This is a genomic window from Kribbella sp. CA-293567 (genome assembly GCF_027627575.1).
GTDB lineage: Bacteria > Actinomycetota > Actinomycetes > Propionibacteriales > Kribbellaceae > Kribbella.
Genome location: NZ_CP114065.1, coordinates 2,738,887 through 2,763,152, shown reverse-complemented (window position 1 = coordinate 2,763,152; position 24,266 = coordinate 2,738,887). Strand labels below are relative to the sequence as shown.

Annotated in this window: 16 protein-coding genes; 9 read left to right on the top strand and 7 right to left on the bottom strand. The window is 67.2% G+C overall.

The features are described 5' to 3' along the window. Position 1: 1 nt before the first annotated feature. Complete coding sequence (locus OX958_RS13265; protein WP_270137624.1) at positions 2–7,558, bottom strand: RHS repeat-associated core domain-containing protein; 7,557 nt, start codon at positions 7,556–7,558, stop codon at positions 2–4. A gap of 314 nt (positions 7,559–7,872) precedes the next feature. Between OX958_RS13265 and OX958_RS13260 the strand changes: the two genes are divergently transcribed. Further along, entirely contained in the window at positions 7,873–8,868 is a 996-nt protein-coding gene (locus OX958_RS13260; RefSeq protein ID WP_270133500.1) for an IS481 family transposase, read from the top strand. A 75-nt stretch (positions 8,869–8,943) separates the two neighbouring features. On the opposite strand, the gene ggt is transcribed toward OX958_RS13260, so the two are convergent. The 4 genes from ggt to miaA all read right to left on the bottom strand — a co-directional run bounded on the left by ggt (position 8,944) and on the right by miaA (position 13,075). Continuing rightward, positions 8,944–10,782: a gamma-glutamyltransferase gene (gene ggt, locus OX958_RS13255; RefSeq protein WP_270137623.1), complete on the bottom strand. Its 1,839-nt coding sequence runs from the start codon at positions 10,780–10,782 to the stop codon at positions 8,944–8,946. 109 nt (positions 10,783–10,891) lie between these two features. Beyond that, a complete protein-coding gene (locus OX958_RS13250; protein WP_270137622.1) occupies positions 10,892–11,593 on the bottom strand; it encodes a hypothetical protein in 702 nt (233 codons plus the stop codon). Next, positions 11,581–12,123, bottom strand: coding sequence for a SigE family RNA polymerase sigma factor (locus tag OX958_RS13245; protein WP_270137621.1), 543 nt, complete (start codon positions 12,121–12,123; stop codon positions 11,581–11,583). Before OX958_RS13245 ends, OX958_RS13250 begins: the two co-directional genes overlap by 13 nt. Continuing rightward, on the bottom strand, positions 12,104–13,075 hold the full coding sequence (miaA, locus tag OX958_RS13240) for a tRNA (adenosine(37)-N6)-dimethylallyltransferase MiaA (protein ID WP_270137619.1): 972 nt from the start codon (positions 13,073–13,075) through the stop codon (positions 12,104–12,106). The genes OX958_RS13245 and miaA overlap by 20 nt, the downstream gene beginning before the upstream one ends. Before the next feature lie 141 nt (positions 13,076–13,216). Here miaA and OX958_RS13235 point away from each other — a divergent pair, with 141 nt between their 5' ends. The 4 genes from OX958_RS13235 to OX958_RS13220 all read left to right on the top strand — a co-directional run bounded on the left by OX958_RS13235 (position 13,217) and on the right by OX958_RS13220 (position 16,193). Beyond that, positions 13,217–13,420 carry a hypothetical protein gene (locus OX958_RS13235; RefSeq protein WP_270137618.1) on the top strand — a complete coding sequence of 68 codons (204 nt, stop codon included), beginning with the start codon at positions 13,217–13,219 and terminating at the stop codon, positions 13,418–13,420. A gap of 91 nt (positions 13,421–13,511) precedes the next feature. Continuing rightward, positions 13,512–13,748, top strand: coding sequence for an antitoxin (locus OX958_RS13230; RefSeq protein WP_270137617.1), 237 nt, complete (start codon positions 13,512–13,514; stop codon positions 13,746–13,748). 71 nt (positions 13,749–13,819) lie between these two features. Continuing rightward, the gene (locus tag OX958_RS13225) at positions 13,820–14,272 is read left to right on the top strand and encodes an NUDIX hydrolase (RefSeq protein WP_270137616.1); all 453 of its coding nucleotides are present in this window, start codon (positions 13,820–13,822) and stop codon (positions 14,270–14,272) included. Positions 14,273–14,366: 94 nt separating this feature from the next. Further along, on the top strand, positions 14,367–16,193 hold the full coding sequence (locus OX958_RS13220) for a LamG-like jellyroll fold domain-containing protein (protein WP_270137615.1): 1,827 nt from the start codon (positions 14,367–14,369) through the stop codon (positions 16,191–16,193). A gap of 2 nt (positions 16,194–16,195) precedes the next feature. Here OX958_RS13220 and miaB read toward each other — a convergent pair whose 3' ends face one another. Beyond that, on the bottom strand, positions 16,196–17,641 hold the full coding sequence (gene miaB, locus OX958_RS13215; protein WP_270137614.1) for a tRNA (N6-isopentenyl adenosine(37)-C2)-methylthiotransferase MiaB: 1,446 nt from the start codon (positions 17,639–17,641) through the stop codon (positions 16,196–16,198). A gap of 202 nt (positions 17,642–17,843) precedes the next feature. Here miaB and OX958_RS13210 point away from each other — a divergent pair, with 202 nt between their 5' ends. The 4 genes from OX958_RS13210 (at position 17,844) to OX958_RS13195 (ending at position 21,188) form a co-directional block, all read left to right on the top strand. After that, on the top strand, positions 17,844–18,614 hold the full coding sequence (locus tag OX958_RS13210) for an amino acid ABC transporter ATP-binding protein (protein ID WP_270137613.1): 771 nt from the start codon (positions 17,844–17,846) through the stop codon (positions 18,612–18,614). A 64-nt stretch (positions 18,615–18,678) separates the two neighbouring features. Then, on the top strand, positions 18,679–19,602 hold the full coding sequence (locus OX958_RS13205; RefSeq protein ID WP_270137612.1) for a glutamate ABC transporter substrate-binding protein: 924 nt from the start codon (positions 18,679–18,681) through the stop codon (positions 19,600–19,602). An 81-nt stretch (positions 19,603–19,683) separates the two neighbouring features. Beyond that, positions 19,684–20,334, top strand: coding sequence for an amino acid ABC transporter permease (locus tag OX958_RS13200; protein WP_270137611.1), 651 nt, complete (start codon positions 19,684–19,686; stop codon positions 20,332–20,334). Further along, positions 20,331–21,188 (top strand): amino acid ABC transporter permease, encoded by an 858-nt coding sequence (locus OX958_RS13195; RefSeq protein ID WP_270137610.1) that lies wholly within the window; start codon positions 20,331–20,333, stop codon positions 21,186–21,188. The genes OX958_RS13200 and OX958_RS13195 overlap by 4 nt, the downstream gene beginning before the upstream one ends. A 64-nt stretch (positions 21,189–21,252) precedes the next feature. Here the strand turns inward: OX958_RS13195 and OX958_RS13190 are convergent, their stop codons facing one another. Then, the gene (locus tag OX958_RS13190; RefSeq protein WP_270137609.1) at positions 21,253–24,108 is read right to left on the bottom strand and encodes an ATP-binding protein; all 2,856 of its coding nucleotides are present in this window, start codon (positions 24,106–24,108) and stop codon (positions 21,253–21,255) included. Between the last annotated feature and the right edge of the window lie 158 nt (positions 24,109–24,266).

Genomic DNA, 24,266 nt, shown 5'->3' with positions numbered 1-24,266 from the left:
CCTACTTCAGACCCAAGGCCTTGAGGAACTCCGGATAGTTAGCATAGATCGTGCTGGCGGCGGCCTCGATGCTGGCCACTGTCGCAGTCCGCGTGCCCTTGCCACGCGGGATCAACGCCGCCCAAGCATTCGTGAACTTCCGGTGCTCTGCTCTGGTAAGAACGACAGTTGCCCATTCATTGGTATTAGTGCCCAGTTTCTTGCCCATCTGAGCCAGAAACCGCTGCTCAATCAGGTGATGCGCCTCGATGGCTCCGCCTTGGCCAGCTGTCACCTTCTTGAGAACCCTATAGGGCTGCACACCATGTGTTGAGGCGTGCATAAGTTGCGAGTAGGAGGACTGTGACTGTGTGGCGGTCGCCGGCAGCTCGCGCGGCGCGCACTTGAACAATCCTCTCAGCTTCTTGGCCACCGGGCCGACTATGTTGTGGGAGATCCACTCGTTGGCTTTGGCCTTCTTGAAGAGATAGCCGGCGAGCTTGCCGGTGAGACGGCCCCCGAACTCGCCGATGACTCCACCACCGAAGTCAGCGCCGGCATCATGCCAGCTATACGAGGTGCCGTAGATGAGAGAGTTGGCGTACCCACCTGCGACATTACCGAGGCCTGCACCGATGACTGCGCCGCCGAGGCCGCCGAGAAGGAAACCTGCGGCGCCTCCGGCTCCGGCGAGGCCTCCCTGGAGGGCGCCCTTACCAACTCCCTTCCACGTCTGGCCCCAGTCGCCGCCGCTGCTGCGGTAGGAACTAACACCTTCGACGGCACCCCCGACAGCCGCGCCGACGAGAGCACCGACACCAACAACGACGCACCAAGGGCAAGCACCAGATGGGTCGGCAAAAATCAGCGGATTATTGGACCCATAGGCGTAGTTCTGGCTGAAGCCGGCCTTGCTGTCGGCAGGAGCTGGATCTGGGCCGGTAAAACGTCCTTGGTTTGCGTCGTAGTCGCGGGCGCGGATGTCGTAGAGACCAGTCTTGGCATCCTTGTACTGGCTGTGAAAGCGCAGAGGATTGGCGGACATGTCACCAGTCGGTACGCCGATCTGTTCCCCGAAGGGGTCGAGAGCGGCAGTGCCGGTCAGCGCGGCGCTGGTACCGGCTGTATCGGTGATCGAGCCTTGGAAGTCTCCCAGTAGCCAGGTGGGCGATGCGCCGACCGTGTCGATGAAGGCGCCACCGAGAGCCGTGACCGGGTCATTTGTCCATTGGTGCGTCGTCGTCCCGGCGCTGTTGGCTTCGGTGATGCGGATCGGGAGCGAGCCGACGGTGTCCCACGTCCACTTGGACTGCAGTGCGCCGTCGGCGCTGGAGGTGAGGCGGTTGCCGGCTTCGTCGTAGGTGTAGTCGATGACGGTGCCGGCGGTGGTGGTCGTCTGGGCGAGGTTGCCGTCGAGACGGTAGGTGAATGCCTCTGTGCCGGCCGGCGAGCCACGGTTCTTCAGGTAGCCGTTGCCGTCGTAGGTACTGGTGGTGACGCTGGTTCCGGTGGTCTCGGTCTGGACCCTGTCGTCGGCGTCTACGACTGTCGTGGTGACTACGTCGGCCTGACCCGGAGTGGCCTCGGTGGTTGTCTTGCGGTTGCCGCTGGCGTCGTAGGTGTACTGCGTACTAGGTGCACCATCACAGGTGACGGTGACCGACGACGGCGTACAGAAGCTCGTGAGTTGTCCGGCAGCGTCGTAGCCGTAGAGGCTGCGTTTGACTGTGCTCCCGCGGGTCGTGTCGGTCTTGGTGGGTCTGCCCGCGTTGTCGTAGGCAACCGTTTGGGACATGAGCGCGGTGCCGGAGCGGCCATGCTCGATCTTGATGAGTTGGCCGGCGTCGTCGTAAGTCCGGTCGCTGGTCAAGCCGCCCGCATCAGTCTTCTTCAGGTGACCGGCCGCGTCGTAGGTGTAGGCCGTCGCGATCGCTGCGGCGATCGAGCCACCGCTGAGCGTCGAGCCCGCGACGAGCCCGTCAGTGTCGTAGGCGAAAGCTTGGGATCGACCGTCTGGATAGGTCCGCTTGGACAGTCTGCCCTGAGCGTCGCGCGCGTAGGTGAAGACCGCAGCACCACGAGTGAGACCTGTGACTCGTCCAGCCTTGTCGTAGTTGTAAGCGGTAGATGCAGATCCAGCCGTAACGATCCTCGGACGGCCTGCAGCGTCGTAAGTCGAGACGACATCAGGGGTGCTGTCGGAGTAGTCGACCTTCGTCGTACGGCCGAGATTGTCATAGGTGAACGACACCGACCCCGCGGGCAAGGTCGTTGAGGCAACCGCGCCCGACGGTGTGTACGCCATCCGCGTCTCACGACCGGTAGGCGTGACATTGACAGCTAGACGTCCGGCCGCGTCGTAGGTGTTGACGTAGGCGCCATTGCGAGGCGTAGTGGTTTTGGTGAGATTGCCCGTCTTGTCGTACTCATAAGTGGTTAATGCACCGGTCGCCGTCTTGACCGAGCTCAACTGACCGAGCGAGTCATAGGTGTAGGCGGCCTTTCCGCCGGCCGGATCGGTGACCGACGCTATCTGTCCAACCGGATCGTAGGCGGTGACAACAGCACGTCCTATCGGGTCGATCGACTTGATCTGCTGCCCATTGGCGTCGTACTCGTAGAAGGTGGTCTTCCCCAAAGGATCGGTCGTGGACACGACCTGACCATCGTCGTCGTACGCGGTGACGCTCGCGCGGCCTGACTTGCTTCGTACTCGGGTCTGCTGCCCTGCTTTGTCGAAGGTGGCCGTTGTCGTGACGCCTGCAGACGTGCTGGTGACAATCCGGCCAAGTTTGTCGTAGGTCTGGGATGCCTTCACCCCGGTCGGATCCGTTGTCTCCAGAACCTGACCTAGGACGTCGTACGTGGTAGTGGTCGTGCTCATGTCCGGGTTGGTGATCTTCACCGGCCGACCTTGGTCGTCATAGGTCGTAACGGTGGCCAGTTTCTTAGTCGGACTATTTGGGTCCGACACCAAAGTGTGGGTCAGCTGGCCTTCGGCGTCGTAGGTGAACCGGGCCGTGTACTTTTCCCGGGTCGCCGCGTCGGCGCCGGAGACATTGCCCTCAGGTCCGACAGTCGAGGCCAGTTCGCCGGTCACGCCGTCATAGATGTTGATAGTCTTCGCGCCACCGGGAGCAGTGTTGGTGACCAGCCGACCGGCGGTGTCGTACTCGCTCGTCGTCACGCGCCCTTCGGGGTCGGTGACCTTTGAGACCTGACCGGACGCGTCGTATTCGTACTTCGCGACACCACCGCCGCGGTCCGTGACGGTCAGCAGCCTGCCCAGCGCGTCGTAAGTCTTTGTCGTCACCCGGTCGAGCTGGTCGGTGTGGGTGAGGACGTTGCCGAAGGGGTCGTAGGTCCAGTGTTCGGTGTTCTGCTCGATGACCGCAGGAGTCGCGCCCGCGATGTTGCCGAGCGGATTGGTCTGCGACAGGCGCCGGTGCTTGGCGTCGAAGGTCGACGTGACTACTGCGCCGCCCGGGCTGACGACCTTGATCGGGTCGCCCTTGGCGTTGTAGGTGAACGTCGTGACCTTGCCGAGCTGATCGGTGCTGGTGGCAACCTGTCCGAGCGCCGTGTAGGTCTGCGACGTGGTCGACAAGTCAGGGAACGTCGTCTTCAGCAGCTGGCCGCTCGCGTCGTACTCGTACTTCGTTTCGTTGCCAGCAGCATCCTTGTACGACGTGACGCGGTTGCCGGTGTCGTAGGTCCACTGCTCGAAAGCGCCCGCAGCGTCCGTCGTCCCAGTGGGCAGGTACTGCTTGAGCAGGTTGCCGCGCGTGTCGTACTCGCTGCGGGTCAGCTCCTGGCCAGGGCTGGTAGAGGCCGTGACGTGGTTGTTCGACCCGTAGTACAGGTCTTCCGACCGTCCGTCGCCGCCGACATGGGAGACCAGGACATTGCCTTGGTAGATGTCTTGCGTCTTCACACCCGCCGGGTCAGTAATCGTCGCCGTCTCGGAGGCCGCGTCCCAGCTGAACGTCCAGGTGCCGCCGGACTCGTCGATCTGCGAGATCGCCCGCTTGGTGACCGGGTCGTACGTCGTCCGTGCGCTGACCGCGCCGGTCGGGTCGGTGATGCTGTTCAGGAACCCGACGGTCGCGTCGTAGCCGTAGGTCGTGGTCTTGCCGTCGATGCCCTTGACCGACGTGAGCTGACCGGCGGTGTAGCCGTACTCCGCGACATCGCCCGTCGAGGCCGTGATCTTGCTGATCAGCGCGCCGTTCCAGGTGATCGTGAACGTCTGCGTGAGGTCATCCGTGATCGTGGCGAGCTTGCCGCCGGAGTACGCCAGGGACACGCCACGGCCCTGGGGGTCGCGGTCGGCGACGAGCTGACCGGTCGCGTTGAAGGTCATCGTGTCGCCGGCGATGTTGGTCAGCACCCAGCCGCCGCCGGACTTGTCGGTCAGCTTGGCGGTGACACCGGGGTCAGGCGAGACATAAGCAGTGCCCGACTTCGTGTACTTCGTGACGCCGCCAGTGCCGTTGCGGATGTCGATCGAGGTGTCCGCGTTCTTGGTGAGCGCCACGTCGTACCCGAAGGTCCAGCCCTTCCCGAACGAACCGACATGCTCGTCGAGGCTGTTGTAAGTCCTGGTCGAAGTCAGCGAGCGACCCGGACCTGCCACCGCGAGATCGGTGAAGTACTCAGTCAACGACCCCGTCGCGGTGTTGACCGGATCAGCGGCCAGGCGCGTGTTGACCATGCCGCGGCCGTCCCAGCACGAACAGCCCCACGTACGGCGCAACGGTTGCGGGTTCGGTCCGCCGTACCCGCTCTGCGAAATGCTCTTCAGGAAGATCGACCGCGCGCCGTCACTCTTGGAGACATCGACACCGTTACCGCCGGTGTAGTCGCGCTCCTCCATCGTCGCCCAGTCGCTGATCGCCGTCCCGTCGGCGGTCAGATGCTTGAACTCGCCACCGTCGGAGCCGAATCGGTAGAGCTTCGAGCGATCGGAGTACAGCTGGTAGTCGGTGAACTGCTGCGTCTCGTCACCCAACTGCTTGCGCAGATGGTTGTTGTGGAACACGTTGTTCTCACCCGACGAGCCCGACCACTTGACCGCCTTCTTCCCAGCCGCCCACCAGATCGGGTACCAGTCCGAATCGTCCGGATCCGAGCCACCCTCACCACCACAGTTGGTCTGGCAGTTGGCCGACTTGTGCTCGTAGGGAACAGTGACCTCGTTCAGCTCGAACAGGTTGTTCCGCTCGAAACCACCGTGCAGGTTGAGGTCGGAGTCGAAGCTGTTCGCGATCGCGACGTTGCCGCTGGACGACCACTGGAACGTGAAGTGGCGCAGGTCGCGCGTGGTGTTCCCGGCGTACACCGAATCCCAGACCCGGGAGCCGCGGAAGTAGCCGTTGCCGCCCTTGCCCTTGTTCCACGAGCCTTCGAGCAGGTTGTCGATCACCGAGATGTTGGCCGCGGCCTCGGTCACGATCGGGTGCGATCCGGTCATCTCCGAGTGCACGTTGCGGACCCAGGAGTTGTTGACCCACTTGAGCACGATGCCGTGCATCGCCGCGGCCGGGTCCATGTTGCCGTAGTTGTGCTTGGCCGATTCCTTGTCCAGCCCGGGCATCACCTGGGTGAAGGACAGGTCCTCGATCCCGACACCGGTGACCGGGTCGAGGATCGGCGACACCTTCGACGGGAACACCGAGCCGTTGAGCGGGTCCGAACCGTCCGACGTCGAGTTGACCGGCAGGTCGTACTCGAGCGGCTTGTCCAGCGTGATCGTCGCGGCCAGCGGATCACCCGACACCACCATGAACAGCTGCTGACGCATGTGCAGGTTCTCCAACGGAAACTCCGTCGGCGTCGCCTGCATGCTGTCGTAGAACTTCTTCGAGTTGGCGGCCATCACGTTGACCATGCCGCCGACCTTGATGTTGTCGAACGACGTACCGGGAGCCAGCTGGATGACCTTGTCGCCCTTGCGAGCGCTGTAGTTGGTGTCGCCCGCCTTGCCACCCACCAGCGCACCGTTGGTCCAGTGCACGTTGACCGTGCCCTCGAACAGGTCCTTGCGGTTCGGCGCCGCCGCCGCGAACTGCTCGGCGTACTTCGGAGCGACCGCCCGCGACTGCACCCGGATCATGCCGCGACCCGGCCAGATCCAGCCGCCGTTCGCCTCACCCGACGTCATCGCGTCGAGATCCCAGCGCGAACCGTCCTTGGTGACCTTGTCGTACCGCGTGTTGGCATCCGGCGCGAACACCAGCTGCGTACCACCGGTACCAACGCCCGCGCCACGCAGCAACATGTAGTCGGCGTCGAGGTGCAACTCCTTGCTCAGGTTGATCTTGCCCGCGGGCAGCATCACCTTGGCCATCGAGTCGATCCGGCTGGTCGGCGAGCAGTCCGTGCGAATGTGATCGATGACCGCCTGCAGCGCGTTCGTGTCGTCCACGTTGTCGTTCGGGATCACGTTGTACGTCGACTGCACCACGGCCGCCGTCAGGTTGCAGGCAGCGTCACTGCGGTAGTTCGACGGCGCCGGCAACGGCGTACCGCCACCGAAACCGGCCTTGCTCCAGTCATAGACGCCCGAGATCGGCGTACGGCGATTGTCGGCCGTCGCCCACAGGTTCTCGATCGCCGGACCAGGCTCCTCGTCGACCGGCGGCGCAAGACGGAAGTCCGGCATCGTTCCGACCGTGAAGACCGCGGTCACGTCCTTGGTCGCACCGGTGCCGGAGTTGACCACCCAGCGAGCCTTCAGCTTGTGCTGACCGTTCGCCGTCGTCACCGTGAACTGGTGCGGCGGGGCCGTGCTCTTACCGACATAGCTGTCGTCCAGCAGCCAGGTCACGTCACCGGAAACGCCGACCGGGTTCGACAACACCGCGGTGAACGGCGAGTTGACCTTGCCCGCGTGCAAAGGCGTGCCACCCGACGACAGGAACGGCCCGTCCTGGACGTTGGCGGAGGCAACAACCTCCTTCGCCTGCTGATTCGACGGATCGACCCAGGTCGCCTTGACCTGATGCGAGCCGGCACCGGTGGTGATGTTGGCCTGGAACGGCGACGAGGTGTCCTTCACGACCAGAGCGCCGTCGAGCAGGAACGTGACCCCGCCTGGGATCGACGTCGGCACACCGGCCAGGTCGGCCCGGAACGGCGAGTTGACCGTCGCGCCCTGCAGCGGCTCGCTGCCGGCCATCAAGGTCGGCTGCGTCGGCGTAGATCCCACCGTGAAGTTGGCGAAGGTCTCGGCCGTCGCGCCGGTGGTGGGGTTGATGACCCACCGTGCCTTCAGCTTGTGCGGACCGGCCGTGTACGTCGCCGAGTACCCATGGGGTGGAGTTGGCGTCTTGGCCGCGAACTTGTCATCGACCAGCCACGTCACCTCACCCGTCGCCGCCGCCGCGTCGGTGAGATCAGCCTTGAACGTCGCCGGCTGCGTCGAGCCCGCCAACGCGACACCCGCCACCGTGAGCGTCGGCGTACCGGCAGCCGACGCGAGTGGAGTGACCTTGACCAGCCCCGCCACCAGCAGAGCAACCGCGACCGCGATGGCCACGATTTTGGGCAGGGCAAAGCGACGGAACCGACCAACCACGAGAACTCCCCCTCATCAGCACCCCGAGGTGCAGCCGCCCGGGACGTAGGCAGCCGGATCAGCTTGGGGTCCGTGGGAGTGCCGGGCAAGGGAGATCGGCGAAGTTGCAGCAACGTGCAGTTGCGCTGTGAACAGCAGCCGTCCGTAGGTCGGCGAACCCGCCAACTTCATTGACTCAGGCAGTGCTGCTCAGCTAGATGTGATGTCCAGGAAGGTTGTCCCGTGTTGCGGCGGTGAGTCGGTGTGACAGGTGAAGGCCTCCGGTTGTGAAGTGGAGCTGTCTAGTTCACCGCTTCACCACACCGGAGGCCTTCGTGTCCCACGTTAACGCGACTTTGACCCCCCGCACCCGGCTACGGCTCGCGCGTCTGATCGTCGATCAAGGCTGGAGCTGTGCCGCGGCGGCGAAAATGTTCATGGTCGCAGCCAAAACGGCGCGCAAATGGGCCCAGCGGTACCGCGCCGAAGGACCTGCAGGGATGGCTGACCGCAGCTCCCGCCCGCGCCGCAGCCCCTTCAAGACCCCGCCACACCTGGTACGCCGGATCGTGCGGTTGCGGTGGCGCCACCGGCTCGGCCCGGTACAAATCGCCGGCCGCCTCGGCCTGCCCGCCTCCACCGTCCATGCAGTACTGGTGCGCTGCCGAATCAACCGGCTGTCCCGGATCGACCGGGTCACCGGCGAACCCCTGCGCCGCTACGAACACGACTATCCCGGATCGCTGATCCATGTCGATGTCACCAAATTCGCCAACATTCCCGACGGCGGCGGCTGGCGCTACCTGGGCAAACAACAAGGCGACAAAAACCGTGCCGGCACCGCGCTACGGACCGGACGCACCGCCAAAGGCCACCCCAACATCGGTACCGCGTTCGTGCACACCGTCATCGACGACCACTCCCGCCTCGCCTACGCCGAAATCCACACCAACGAGAAAGCCAGCACCGCCACCGCAGTACTCCAACGCGCCGTCGCCTGGTTCACCCACCACGGCGTCACCGTCGAACGCGTCCTGTCCGACAACGGATCCTGCTACCGCTCCCACGCCTGGCACGACACCTGCACAGCACTCGCCATCACCCCGAAACGCACCCGGCCCTACCGGCCACAAACCAACGGCAAAATCGAACGCTTCCACCGCACCCTGGCCGACGGCTGGGCCTACGCCCGGCTCTACAACTCAACCAACCAACGCAACACAGCCCTACCCGGCTGGCTCCACTTCTACAATCACCACCGAGCCCACTCCGCCATCGGAGGCAAACCACCAATCAGCCGACTGACCAACCTCCCTGGACATCACAACTAGAGGATCCACGCATCGGCGACGCGTCCGCGAGGTGGGGCAGGCTCAATTCCCGTCCTGCCCCACGCGGCGTTCGGGCTAGCGGGGCCAGAGTTGGTGGACTGTGCCGGCGGCGCCGCCGCCGCGGCGTTTCGGTTCTGCGGAGGCCAGGTAGCCGCCGCCGGGGAGTACTTCGAGGGCTGCGACGGCGCCGATCTCGGCGGCTGAGGTGAGGGCGTCACCGGCTGGGACGAGGGTGTGGCCGTAGGGCTTGAGGCTGGTGCCGTAGGCGTCGATGAACGAGGGTTCCGCGGTGACGTTCGCCGTGTTGCGCTGGGAGGCTCGGGGAGCGGCGACGGCCTCGGGGAGCGTCATGCCTCGGTCGAGCCGGTTGGTCAGGGTCTGGAGGACGGTGGTGATGATGGTCGAGCCGCCGGGCGAGCCGAGGGCGAGGAAAGGCTTGCCGTGCTTCAGGACGATGGTCGGCGACATCGAGGAGCGGGGCCGCTTGAGCGGCTGGATCCGGTTCGGGTCGGCGGCGTCGTAGACGGTCGAGAAGTCGGTCAGTTCGTTGTTCAGCAGGAAGCCACGCCCCGGCACGGTGATGCCGGAGCCGCCGGTCTGCTCGATGGTCAGCGTGTAGGAGACGACGTTGCCCCACTTGTCCGCCGAGACCAGGTGCGTCGTCGACAGGCCTTCGGTGTCGGGCTTCTCTGGCGAAGCGACCGGGGTCGGGCAACCGGAGTACGAGCCGTCCGCCGAACCAGGCGCGAGCGGCTTGACCGAGGCCTTCGCCGGGTCGATCAGGCAGGAACGCTCGGCGCCGAAGCCCTTCGACAACAGCTCCTTGGTCGGCACGTTCACGAACGCCGGGTCGCCGACGTACTTGCCGCGGTCGGCGAACGACAGCGCGGACGCCTCCAGGTAGGAGTGCAGCGCCTGCGGAGTCGACTGTTTCGAGAGCTTCAGCGGGGTGAGGATATTGAGGGCCTCGCCGACCGTCGTACCGCCCGAGGAGGACGGGGCCATGCCGTAGACGTCGAGCCCGTCGTACCGGACCTTCGTGGGCTCGCGGTTGATCACCTTGTACTTCGCCAGGTCGCCCGTCGTCAGATGCCCGGGCATCACCGGCAGGGTCGCGCCGGGGGCCTTCGGCGGTGTCTTGACGGCCGTCTCGATCTCCTTGGCCAGCGGCCCGGTGTAGAACGCCGACGGCCCCTTCTTGCCGATCAGTTCGTAGGTCCTGGCGAGCTCCTTGTTCTTGAAGACCGAGCCGACCACCGGAGCGTCTCCGTTGGGCAGGAACAGCTTCGCCGTCGGCGTGATCGCCGAGAAGCGGGCCTTGTTGTCGAGGGTCTGGTTGCGGAAGGTCTGATCGATCACGAAACCCTTGTCGGCGAGCTCCACGGACGGCTTCAGCGCCTTGCCCAGCGAGAGTGTGCCCCACGAGCGCAGGGCCGAGTCCCAGGTCGCCAGCGTGCCCGGCGTACCGACCGAGACGCCGGACGTCACCAGGTCGGGGAAGAACGTGTACGCCTTGCCGGTGGCCGGGTTGATGAAGGCGTCGTTCGGCATCGCCTTCGGTGCCGTCTCACGACCGTCGATCGTGTACACCTTGCGGTTCTTCGCGCTGTAGTAGACGAAGTAGCCGCCACCACCGATACCGGCGGAGTACGGCTCGGTCACCCCGAGGGCGGCCGCGGTCGCCACTGCCGCGTCGACAGCGTTGCCGCCGCGACGCAGCACGGACAGGCCGATGGCGGTGGCGTCGGCGTCGACGGACGCGACCGCGCCGCCGAACCCGATCGCGGTGGCGTTCTTGGCGGGCGGCCGCGGGGTGTGATGGCCGCTCTGGGCGGCGGTAGCGGTACTGGCGGACAGGCCGGTCAGTACCAGTGCACCCGCTGTCAGGGTGGCGGCCAGGCGTTTCGGGGTCACGGGTCCTCCGCGAAATCGGCGTACAGGGACAGGGCCTGCCTACCGTCTTCACGGCGTGTCCGCCAGTCCTGGCGCGTCTCCGGGCGCGTGTCGCGGCGCCGCGCGGGTGTCAGTTGACCGAGCAGGACGCCATGAAACGGCGCAGGAGGTCGTCGTTCCAGTCCAGGTTGCCGGCCGGCAACTGGACCAGCAGCCAGCGCTCACCGAGCAGCACCTGCCCGGTTTCGCGGCCACCTGTCTGCCCGAGGTGGAACACCTTGCCGCCGGCCGAGGTCACCCGGGTGGCGGTCAGGCTCAGGGCCTGCGGCTCGGCCCGGAGCTCCAGCCCGTCGTTCTCCCCGAGGTCACCGGTTCGCATGGTGGGCGGCGCCAGCAGGACGTGGTCGGTGCCGACCGGTTGCTGCGGCGTCCAGCCCTGCGGTGTCAGGGAGCAGGTGATGCTGTTCCAGGCTTCTCTGTTGGTGACCAGCGAGACGGCCGGGCCGGAGTACAACTCGATCTCGCCGTCGGAGTCCTGCACGCTCGGTGTGGCCACGGGCTTCGTGGCCGATCCGGTGACCGATGCCGGTGCGGCCTCGCCGGCACCGCCCGCGACCTGCGACTGATCGCCGCCCCACCACTTGAGCTGACCGAGAGCGAGTACGGCGGTGGTCGCCGCGGCGATGCACAGCACGCCCGTGACCCGGCGGCGCGCCCTGATCCGGCGCAGCGCGCGACGGCCCCGCGCCACGTCCGCGTCCACGTCGGCCGGCGGGATGCCGTCGACCGAACGGTCGGCGAACTCCGCCAGCAGCTTCTTCACGTCGTCCACTTCTCAGTGCTCCCCGTCGCCGGATCCGTGGCCGGATCGTCGGCCATCAGGTCCTTCAGTCGTTTCAGTGCTTTCGCGGTCTGGCTCTTCACGGTGCCTTCGGTGCACTCCAGGATCCGGGCGCAGGTGGCCACGTCGAGATCCTCGAAGTACCTGAGCACCAGCACGGCCCGCTGTCGCGGCGCCAGGTCGAGCAGCGCCTTGCGGACCAGAAGGGTGTCCACCGGATCGGTCTGCTCCGGCGATCTCGGCTCGAACGTCTCGGCGGTCACCACCTCGGGGTGGCGGCCGGCCCGGCGGCGTTCGTCCAGGAAGGCGTTGACCAGGATGCGGTGCGCGTACGGCCCGGCGCCTTCGTGCCGGATCCGGTGCCAGTGCACGTAGACCCGGGTGCAGGCGGTCTGCACCAGATCCTCGGCGGTGTACCGATCCCCGGCGGTCAGCAGCATCGCCGTACGCATCAGTCTGCTGCGGTCCGCGACGACGTACTCGCGGAACTCGGCCTCACGGTCACCCCCTCGCATCGACATGCCGCGCGCCTTCCACCTCGACTACGTCGTGGGAGGCCGGACGGTTGCCTCGTACTACGTGCAGAGCCTGGTCGACGAGATCGGGCGCATCCCAGGGCAGCCAGGTGATCCGTGGATCCTTGCGGAACCAGGAGTCCTGCCGTCGCGCGAACCGGCGGGTGGTCTGCGCGGTCTTCTCGCGCGCCTCGGCTTCGGACAGCTCACCGCGCAGCAGCGCGATCACCGGAGAGTAGCCGAGTGCGCGGTGCGCGGTGACGCCGTCCAGCAGCCCGTGGCCGAGCAGGGATCTCACCTCGTCGACGAATCCCTGCTCGAACATCCGGTCCACCCGGCGGTTGATCCGCTCTTCCAGCACCGGGCGGGGAACGTCGAGTCCGAGGGTCACCGCGCCCGGGTAGATGTAGGTGCGCTCGGGCAGCGTCGCGACGTACGGGCCGCCGGTGAGCTCGATCACCTCGAGCGCGCGGACGATCCGGCGGCCGTTGCTGGGCAGGATCTGCCGGGCGGCGGCCGGATCGACCGCGGCCAGCTTGGCGTGCAACGCGCCCGATCCGTGGTCCTCGAGCTCGGCCTCCAGCCGCTCCCGGACCGCCGGATCGGTGCCGGGGAACTCGAAGTCGTCGAGGATCGCGCGGACGTAGAGCGCGGACCCGCCGGTCAGCACCGGAACCACCTGCCGGCCCAGGCAGTCGTCGATCGCCGCCCTGGCCAGTTGCTGGAAGTCGGCCACCGTCGCGGTCTGGGTGACGTCGAGGATGTCGAGCAGATGATGCGGTACGCCGGCCCGCTCGGCCGGCGTGATCTTCGCCGTCCCGATGTCCATCCCGCGGTAGACCTGCATCGCGTCGGCGTTCACCACCTCGCCGGGCAACTGCTTGCACAGGGCAACCGACAGGTCGGATTTTCCGGCCGCCGTGGGACCCACGACGGCGACGACGAGTGACTCGACCATCTCTGTAGTGTGACAGTGCCGCCGGCCGGACCGGCCGACGGCGTGAAGTCTGGGACAAACAACCCCGGTCAGGGTTGTGATGACCCCCTGGGTTCGGTAGGACAAGAGCAAGTTCGCAGCACCGACTCGGGAGGAACATCAGTGTCGAATCAATTCGAAGAAGGCGCCGACGCGGCCAAGGACGCTTTCGGCCAGGGCGAGGAGAATCTCGCCGAGCTCAAGCGCAGTGGCGGCGACGTCGAACTGAAGCGCAGCGGTGGTGACGTCGAGGCCGGCGGCAGCGGCAAGGAAGGCACCGACTCGGGCGGCGACGTGGAGACCGAGCCCACCGGCGATCCGGCCTGAGCACCTCCCACACCTGGGGCCCCGTTGGTGCGAAGATCACCGCTAGCTGTCTGTAAGTAGTTCACTACGCTAGGAATGGGAGCCCCACGCGATGGGCATCTTCGACAAGTTCAAGGGCAAGGCCGAGGACCTGAAGGACAAGGCCGGTGACCTGGTCGACCAGCACGGCGACAAGGTCGGCGGCGGACTCGACAAGGCCGGCGACTTCGTTGACGAGAAGACCGGCGGCAAGTACGGCGACAAGATCGACCAGGGCGTCGACAAGGCCAAGGACGGGCTCGACGGCCTGGACGGCCAGGACGACGACATCGCCAACAAGCCTGCCTGATCTCTCACACCGAGGGCCGCAAGGGGACTCCCCTTGCGGCCCTCGGTCGCTACGTCCCTAGGGTGGCGGTCATGGATCGGTTTCAGGTGATTCCCGCGGCCTATGTGGCGTTGCGGCGCGGCGACGAGGTGCTGTTGTTGCTCAGGGCCAACACCGGCTACATGGACGGCTACTGGGCGATGGCGGCCGGGCACGTCGAGTACGGCGAGTCGGTCCTGGCCGCGGCGGCGCGTGAGGTCCTGGAGGAGGTCGGGGTGGAGATCGACCCGGCCGACCTGGTGCCGGTGACCGCGATGCACCGGACCGGTGGCAACGGACTGGCCATCGACGAACGCGTCGACTTCTTCTTTACCGCCAGTCGCTGGACCGGTGAGCCCCGGCTGATGGAGCCCGGCAAAGCGGCCGGGCTGGAGTGGTTCTCGCTGGACAAGCTTCCGGATCCGGTCGTGCCGCATGAGGCACGAGTGCTGGCCGGCCTGCGCGACGGGAGCATCCCGGCGGTCGTCGCGCACGGTTTCGCGTAGTTCGTTTGCTGTTCACATGGTCAGGACAAAGTCGTTCTAGAGTGCCTGCGGTACGCCGGGGCGTGAGGCGCCGGCTCAGCACCCGGAGGCACGGATGGACGAGCAGTACGACGGAACGAGCAGGCGCCGGCTTCTCCAGGCGGGGGTTCTCGGCGCAGGTGCCGCCGTCGGCGGTGGCCTGATCGGAGCGCCGACGGCAGCCGCTGCCGGCAGCCAGGCATCTTCGGCCAGACCCGATCCGGAGGATCCGCGGTTCACGCTGGCCGTCGTACCGGACACGCAGTACCTGTTCGATCTGGACCGGGGCGATCCCGCGCCGCTGACCGCGACCTTCGAGTACCTGATCGACCAGCGAGGCGTGGACAACATCGTCTTCACCGCGCACCTGGGCGACGTGGTCGAGAACGCGCAGGCTTCGGAGTTCGCCCAGGCCGACCCGGTCTTCGCGGTACTGGACCGGGCCCGGATGCCGTACAGCGTGCTCGCGGGCAACCACGACATCGACGGCCGGACCACCGACCAGCGGGGCGATACGCCGTACCTGCGGGCGTTCGGGCCGCAGCGGTTCCGCCGGATGAGCACGTACGGCGGCTCGACGCCGGACGGCTACAACTCCTACCACGTGTTCCGCGCCGGCGGGCGGCAGTGGTTGCTGCTGGCAATGGACTGGCGGCCGTCGGACGCCGGATTCGCCTGGGCCCGCAAGGTGATCGCCGAGCACCCCACGCTGCCGGTGATCCTGACCACGCACGAACTCGTGCACGCCGACGGCGGCCAGGGCGTCGCGCAACTGTCCGGTCACGGCAACCGGGTCTGGGAACAGCTTGTCAAGGGCAACGACCAGATCTTCCTGACCCTGAACGGCCACTACTGGCCGCCCGGCCGGACGGTCCGGCAGAACGCCGCCGGGCACGACGTGCACCTGCACATCACCAACTACCAGGACCGGTACTACGGCGGCGGCGCGATGGTCCGCCTCTACCACTTCGACCTGGCCCGGAACACGATCGACGTCGAGACGATCAATCCCTGGATCCTGGCCCAGAAACCGTCGCGGCGCTCCGAGCTGGCCGAGCGGGAGGTCGAGCTGACCGGCGACGTCAACCGCTTCAGCCTGCCGATCGACTTCGCGGCCCGGTTCGCCGGCTTCGCGCCGGAGCCGGTGCGGCCTGCGCGACCGGCTGCCGCCCAGGTCATTCCGGGCACCGTCGCGTACTGGCGCCTCGACGGGCCGGTCGGGTCCCGAGTGGTCGACCACTCGGGCCGGGGCAACGACCTGACACCGGTGCTGCTGCCCGGCAGCCCGGCGGACAGCCTCAAGGCTTCCGCCGAGTTCCATCCGGACCAGCCCGGCCACGCGAGCTGGCTGTTCGGCGGCGGCAAGAACCCGGCCCGCGGCGGCTATCTGCGAACCGCCGACAACGCGCCGCTGAACCGGCTGACCTTCCAGGGCGGCTACACCATCGAGGCCTTCGTGAAACTCACCGACGACGGCGCGGACCACTCCTGGCAGGGACTGCTCAGCAGGCTGGGCACCGGCGCCGACGCGGGCAAGACCGGCGGCGACACCTCCGAGCCGGTCGTCAACCTCGCCTTCTCCGGCGGACGGCAACTGCAGTGGGCGGTCTACCCGCTCGACCGGACCGACACCTTCACCAACTGGGGGCACGAGGAACTCGCCGGGCGCTGGTTCCACCTCGCGGTGGTGAACGACGGTCGCCGCACCACCTTGTACGTCGACTCGTCGGAATTGCTGCGCAACCCCTCGACCCGCTCCAACGGCCTCGCCACCGCCGGCAAGCCGTGGCTGCTGGGCGCGAACCACTACGCCAACCAGATCGAGCAGACCTTCGCCGGCCATATCGGCGAGCTCCGGATCGTCGACCGGGCGCTGACGTCGAAGGAGTTCCTGACCGCGTGAGGTCAGCCGACCTGGCAACCGCCGGTGGCGGGGGCCAGGTCGGCCGGCTTGCCGATCACGGGCATGCCGAGCAGGACGCCCGGAGTACCGGCGGACGGCGGCGCGTCCTGGGCTCGCTCCCAGGCGTCGCCGGCGCGAGTACGGCGTACTGAACCGAAGACGTCGGCCACCAGGTGATGCGGCGCCGCGTAGGTGACCTCGACCGTCGCCATGTCGCCGGGGCGCGGCTTCTCGACGCCCTCCGGCAGCGCGAAGTGGACCAGGCGGTTGTCGCGGGCCCGGCCGGACAGCCGCTGGGTGGCGGCGTCCTTGCGCCCCTCCCCCTCGGCGATCAGCACCTCGACCGAGCGGCCGACGACCGACTTGTTCTCACCCCAGGCCATCTCGTCCTGCAGCTCGACCAGGCGCAGATAGCGCTCCTGGACCACGGCGTGCGGCACCTGGTCCTCCATCGACTCGGCGGGAGTGCCAGGGCGCTTGGAGTACTGGAAGGTGAAGGCGCCCGCGAAGCGGGCCTGGCGGACGACGTCGAGCGTGCCCTGGAAGTCCTCCTCGGTCTCACCGGGGAAGCCGACGATGATGTCGGTGGTGATCGCGGCGTCCGGCATCGCGGCCCGGACGTCGGAGATGATCTTGAGGTAGCGGTCGCGGCGGTAGGACCGGCGCATCGTCTTGAGGATCCGGTCGGAGCCCGACTGCAACGGCATGTGCAGCGAGGGCATCACGTTCGGCGTCTCGGCCATCGCCTCGATCACGTCCGCGGTGAAGTCGCGCGGGTGCGGCGAGGTGAACCGGACCCGCTCCAGGCCGTCGATCGTGCCGCAGGCGCGGAGCAGCTTGGAGAACGCGTACCGGTCGCCGAACTCGACGCCGTACGAGTTCACGTTCTGGCCCAGCAGGGTCACCTCGAGCACGCCCTCGGCGACCAGTGCCTCGACCTCGGCCAGCACGTCACCCGGGCGGCGGTCCTTCTCGCGGCCGCGCAGCGCCGGGACGATGCAGAACGTGCAGGTGTTGTTGCAGCCGACGCTGACCGACACCCAGGCCGAGTACGGCGACTCGCGCCGGGTCGGCAGCGTGGACGGGAAGACGTCGAGCGACTCGAGGATCTCGACCTGCGACTCCTCGGCGATCCGGGCCCGCTCCAGCAGCACCGGCAGCGACCCGATGTTGTGGGTGCCGAAGACGACGTCCACCCAGGGCGCCTTCTTGGTGATGGTGGCCCGGTCCTTCTGGGCCAGGCAACCACCGACGGCGATCTGCATGCCCGGGTTCCTGGCCTTCGCGGGCGCCAGCTGTCCGAGGTTGCCGTACAGCTTGTTGTCGGCGTTCTCCCGGACCGCGCAGGTGTTGAAGACGACCACGTCGGCCGGGTCGCCCTCGGGCGCGCGGACATAGCCCGCATCCTCCAGCAGGCCCCGCAGGCGCTCGGAGTCGTGGACATTCATCTGACACCCGTGGGTGCGGACCTCGTATGTACGCATAACAGCCACCAAGCCTACGTCGCCGGGTGAAGTCCCGGGCGTCGGCGTAGGATTTCCAGCGCGCTGTGACGACTTCGTCACGATCTGCCATCGGGATTGCAGATCGTTACCACCGTGGAACCGGGGATCGGTGCGGTCACCCACCGGGCTCCGCTAGGTTCTCGCCATGAGCGATTCCTCCGCCGTCGATACCGTGACGACCACAGGTCTTGTCGCCCTGACAGGTGTGAACAAGCATTTCGGTGACCTGCACGTGCTGAAGGACATCAACTTGTCCATCAACCGCGGCGAGGTCGTCGTGGTGATCGGCCCGTCCGGTTCGGGCAAGTCCACGCTGTGCCGGGCGATCAACCGGCTCGAGCCGATCGACACCGGCACCATCACGCTGGACGGTCAGCCGCTGCCCAGCGAGGGCAAGGCGCTGGCCTCGCTGCGCGCCGATGTCGGCATGGTGTTCCAGTCGTTCAACCTGTTCGCGCACAAGACGATCCTGCAGAACGTCACCCTCGGCCCGCTGAAGGTCCGCAAGAGCGACCCGAAGGTGGTCGAGAAGCGGGCGATGGAGCTGCTCGAGCGGGTCGGCGTCGCCAACCAGGCGTCGAAGTACCCGGCCCAGCTGTCCGGTGGGCAGCAGCAGCGCGTCGCGATCGCGCGGGCGCTGGCGATGGACCCGAAGGTCATCCTGTTCGACGAGCCGACCTCGGCCCTCGACCCGGAGATGATCCAGGAGGTGCTCGAGGTGATGATCGACCTGGCCCGGCAGAACATGACCATGGTCGTGGTCACCCACGAGATGGGGTTCGCCCGCAGCGCGGCCAACCGGGTGGTCTTCATGGCCGACGGCGAGATCGTCGAAGAGGCCACTCCCGAGACGTTCTTCACCAACCCGACCTCCCGCCGTGCCCAGGACTTCCTCGGGAAGATCCTCAAGCACTGAGAGACGCCCGGCGGGCCCTCGGGCCGGCCGCAACTGCAGTAAAAACACACGAAGGGGATCCCCAATGAGAATGCGCAACCTCGTCGCCACCGTTGGCGTCGCAGCGCTCGCGCTGACCGTCGGTGCCTGTGGCAAGGAAGACACTCCGGCCGCCGGCGGCGGTGGCGGCAGCACCACCGGTGCCTGCGGCGACCTGCACAAGTTCACCGTGGCCCCTGCCGCGGACGTGGCCGGAAGTGCGACCTACACCAAGCTGAAGGCCCGCGGCAACGCGGTCGTCGGAGTCAAGGCCGACCAGCCGAACCTCGGGTACAAGGACGCCAACGGCAAGCGCTGCGGCTTCGACGTCGAGATCGCCCGGATGGTGTCGGCCCAGCTCGGCCTGGACCCGGACAAGATCGAGTTCAAGGAGATCCCGTCCGCGAACCGCGAGACCGCGATCGCCGGTGGCGAGATCGACTACTACGTCGGCACCTACTCGATCACCGACAAGCGCAAGAAGCTGGTCGGCTTCGCCGGTCCGTACTTCGTCGCTGGTCAGGACCTGCTGGTCCGCAAGGACGACACCTCGATGGACGCCGGCAAGGACGCCCTGAAGGGCAAGAAGGTCTGCTCCGCGACCGGCTCCACGCCGATCCAGAAGGTCAAGGACGAGAACCTGACCGAGGCCAGCAACATCTCGGAGTTCAAGACCTACTCCGAGTGCGTCTCGCAGCTGCTCGACAAGAAGACCGACGCCGTCACCACCGACGACGCCATCCTCAAGGGCTACGCGGCGAACGCGCCGGAGGACCTGCGCGTGGTCGGCAAGCCGTTCAGCACCGAGAAGTACGGCATCGGCCTGCCGCTGGCCGACAAGGCGCTGCGCGACAAGGTGAACGCCGGCCTGGAGACCGCCGCCACCGACGGCACCTGGAAGACCATCTACGACAAGACGCTCGGCAAGTCCGGCTCCGCCGGCACCCCGCCGCCGCTCGAGAAGTACTGATCTGAAACCCGGCTACGGTGACCCCGGTCTTCTCGGGGCGCCGTAGCCGGACTGCGTTGTCACTCACTTTGGAAGGTCGCGATGCTCTCGGTCCTCACCGACAACTGGGAACTGTTCAGAGACGGCTTCTGGACCACGATCAGGCTGTTCGTCGTCTCCGGCGTACTGAGTCTGGTGCTCGGCACCCTGCTGGCCGGGTTCCGGGTCTCCCCGGTGCCGGCGCTGCGTGCCCTCGGCACCGGCTACGTCAACACCCTGCGCAACACTCCCCTGACGCTGGTGTTCGCGTTCCTCGTCTTCGGTGCCCCGAAGATGGGCATCGACCTGCCGACGTTCTACTGGTCGGCCATCGTCGCACTGACGGTCTACACCTCGGCGTTCGTCTGCGAGGTGGTCCGCTCCGGCATCAACACCGTGTCGCCGGGCCAGTCGGAGGCCGCTCGGGCGGTCGGTATGACGTTCGTCCAGGTGCTCGGCATCGTCGTCCTCCCGCAGGCCTTCCGCGCGATCGTGCCGCCGCTGACCAGCGTGCTGATCGCGTTGCTGAAGAACACCACCATCGCGGCCGGCTTCTCGGTGCTCGAGGCCGGTGCCATCCCGGCGGCGATCGCCGAGCGCGGTGAGAACCAGATGCTCACACTGCTCTGGATCACCATCGGCTTCCTGATCCTGATCACCCCCCTGGTCCTCCTGCAGCGGTGGGCCGAGCGACGGACGGCGGTAGCGGCATGAGTGCCGTCCTGTACGACGTACCGGGCCCGCGCGCCCGGGCGCGCAACCGGATCCTCAACATCGTCGTCGTGCTGGTGCTGGTCGGCGCGCTGGCGTGGGTGGTCTTCCGGCTCAACGACACCGGTCAGTTCGAGGGCCGGCGCTGGGCGCAGTTCCAGTACACGTCGATCCAGGAGCAGCTGCTCACCGGTCTGCTGAACACGCTGAAGGCGGCCGGCCTCGCCGCGGTCTTCGCGTTCCTGTTCGGAGCGGTCTTCGCCTCCGCCCGGATCAGCGACCACAAGTGGGTCCGGGTCCCGGCCACCTTCGTGGTCGAGCTGTTCCGCGCGATCCCGCTGCTGATCCTGATGTTCTTCTTCTACTACGGCTCGCTGCAGTTCCAGCTCGGCCTGTCGCCGATGTGGGCGGTCGTGCTCGGTCTGACGCTGTACAACGGCTCCGTGCTCGCGGAGATCTTCCGGGCCGGCATCAGCTCGGTCCCGAAGGGCCAGCGCGAAGCGGCGTACGCGACCGGTCTGCGCAAGAACCAGGTGGTCCGGCTGATCCTGCTCCCGCAGGCGGTCCGGGCGATGCTGCCGGCCATCGTCAGCCAGCTGGTGGTGCTGCTCAAGGACACCGCCCTCGGCTTCATCATCACCTACAACGAACTCCTGTACGTCGCCAAGCAGATGGGCGGCCGGCTCGAGTTCGGCTTCCCCTACATCCCGACGTACATCGTCATCGCCTTCATCTACATCGGCCTGTGCTCGCTGCTCTCGGTGCTGGCCCGCTACCTCGAAGGCCGCACCCGCCGCAGCCGCAAGATCGCCGGCACTCCCGCCCCGATCCACCTCGACGACGGCGGCGCCGCCTGACCCAGCACTCCAGAAGCCCCGCACACCACCTCGGTGTGCGGGGCTCTCTTGTCTGCTGCATTCGTCAGCTGGACCTGAGCAGGTCTGTGCGTGAGGTGGCGTTGAGCTTGCGGAGGACCTTGGCGACGTGTTGCTCGACCGTGCGGGGTGAGAGGAACAGCACGTCGGCGATCTCGCGGTTGGTGTGGCCGCGGCCGAGGAGCCGCGCGACCTCCTGCTCGCGGGGAGACAGCTCGGCGCCGTAGCCGCGGCGGCCTCGGCGGGAAGGCGCGGCGACTCCGTGGTGACGGAGCTCGTGACGGCAGCGCGCTGCGTCTCTGGAGGCTCCGATGCGGTCGAAGGTCTCTGCCAGTGCCGTGAGTTCTTCTGCGGCTTCTGGCTCGTCCAGCGCGAGCCGGCAGTGCACTGCGCGCTCAGCGGCCAACGCTGCGAAGTACGGCGCCGGCAACGCCTCGTACTGCACCGCCACCTCGCCGTACAGTCCAGCAGCCGTCAGGTAGTCGCCATCGCTCTCCGCCAACTGCGCCCGGCCACAGTGCAGCGCCACTCGCGCCAACGGCGCTTCCAGTCCGCTCGTGCAGTCGTCCAACTCCCCCAGCAACTTCCGTACTTCGTCGTCCCGCCCGTCCGCGAGCAGTACTGCGACGGCGGCCGGGGTGAGCTCCCCCGCCCACGTCCACACCTGCTTGCGACGCAGCAGGTCCAGGCCGCGGTTCACCGACGTAAGTGCGGCACTGATCTCGCCCCGCGTCAGCTGCATCCACCCGAGGAGCCCGAGACCGGCGAGAGCGATCTGCGCGATCGCCTCAGTCGGCTGGTCGATACCCGTTGCGGCCAGATAGGACTCCGCCTCAGCCCACTCCCCGCGAGCGACCGCCAGCGAGGCGAGCACCAGCGACAGTTCGCTGGTGAGCGGGAACAGGTCGCGGTACTCGTCCAGCAACTGCACCGCCCGGTCGTCGAGCCCGGCCCAGTCGCCGGTGAACCAGTCGACTCGCACCTGGGTCGAGCGCGCAGTACTGACGACGAAGGGAGCTCCGCAGTCGGTGGCGAGCTGCAGTCCACTGCGCAAGTACTCGGCGGCCTTCGTGTAGTGACCGATGGACATGCAGGCGTCAGCCAGGTTGCAGTGGGTCCGGGCGAGATGCCGTTGCTCTGCCCCGGAGCCACTGGCCAGGGGAAGCCGGGCGATCTCTTGCAGGGCCTCCGGGGAGCCCATGTGCAGCCAGGTGCCGAGCAAGTTGGCCCGGAGGCTCGCGACCACGACCGGATCGGTCGACCTGTGCAAGAACTCCTCAGCGCGCAGAGCCCAGCGCCTGTTCTCGTCCACTGACGCCGTTCCCAGCCAGCACTGTGCGAGTACAGAGACGGCTTTCGCCTCCAGGTCCGGCCGATCCCCCAGGTCGGCAATCGCTCTTTCGATCTCCCGCCGGCCCTCGGAGATGCCACCTGCGGCCCGAACCAGCATCAGACCGGCATACAGCCGAACCTCGCCTCGTACGGCCGGTGAAAGCCTTTGGTCGGTCTGGAGGCGTTGAAGCGTGTCCATCGGGTCCTGCTGATCCAGCCCGGTGTAGGCCACGTTGCCCAGCTTCGCGGCCAGCCTGTCGGCCGTCTCGGTGGAGTGATCCGGCTCGGCCAGCAGACGCTGGAGCAGCCGGGTCGCGGTCGACGCGTCGCCGAGCTCGGTCGCCCGGTCGGCCGCGGCCTCGCCGTACTGTCGCCAGTCCTGTCTGCGCCCGGCCAGCCGGCTGTGTTCGGCCAGTTGAAGTAGCGGCAGTGGGACGGTCTCAGCGAGCGTTTCGGCGATCCGCCTGTGCAGTGACTGGCGGTGCGGCCCGGGCAAGCTGTCATAGACAGCTTGCCGTCCCAGTGCGTGGCGGAAGTCGTAACGACCGTCACCCGAGTCCCGCAGTACGCCGGCTGCCAGCGCGGAGGTCAATGCGGCATCGACAGCTCTCTCGGGCAGCTCTGTGACTCTTCCGAGCAGCTCGCTCGCAGCGGGGATACCCAGCGCTGCCGTCGCATAGCTCACCTCCCGAGCCTCTTCCTGCAGGCTGGACAGCCGCTCAGCCATCGCGTCCCGCAGCAGAGCCGGTACTTCGACGTGTTCGAGTGCCCGGCGAGCCGTGCTCCCGTCAACCGGATGCGGCAGCGTCCGCACGGCCTCCTCGATCACCGCCGGGATGCCTGCTGTTCGCTCGTACAACAGAGCAGCCAGGTCGGCCCCGATCGCCTCTACGCCCAAGATCCCGGCCGACAGCGACCGGACTCCGGGCAGGTCCAGCGGCTGCAAGGTGAGCACCGCACTCGGCAACCCCACCGGCGGCCGGTACGCCGCTCCGAGTGGTGGCCCGGAGGGCAGGTCCTCGCGCCGGTAGGTGACGAGAATCGACAGGTTCTCCGGCGGATCAGTCATCAAGAACCGCAGTAGCTGCCGAGACCCGTCATCCGCCCAGTGGAGGTCTTCCACCACCAGCAACGCGGGTCCCGCGGCCGCCAGCAGCTCGCGGATGGCGCGGAAGACCTGGTGCCGCTCCGTAGCGGGGTCGGCAGCCGGCCAGTGCGCGTCGGGGAAGCTGTCAGCGAGCTCTGGCAGCAGCGGGCGGAGTACCGAGGTGAGCGGGCCGAGCGCCGTGCCCGAGTGACGGGGATAGCTGCGGAGCGCTTCGACGACCGCGCCGTACGGGAACGGCTCTCGCAGTGGCTGGCAGTAGCCGACCATCAGGTGCTTGCCGTGCAGCTCCGGCCGGCTCAGCAGCTCGCCGACCAAGCGGCTCTTGCCGATCCCTGCCTCGCCTTCGACCAACGCGACGCCGTGCCCACCGACCGCGGCGGCCAGCAGTCGCAGTTCATCGGCGCGGCCGACCAGCACTGGTGAACTGGTCCGGGCGAGCCGAGCGATCGGTTCTCCAGCCATCTGCGCTCCCGTTGATTTGGGGCGAGCCTACGTGCGGACAAGCGACGGGGAAACCGTTTCCGTGTGTCTGCGCCCGGCCGCGGTGACCGATTAGACACGTACCCCTACCTACTTATGCCCGGATTGTTCCCACGGCAGGTCGCCCCGACAGTGATCCA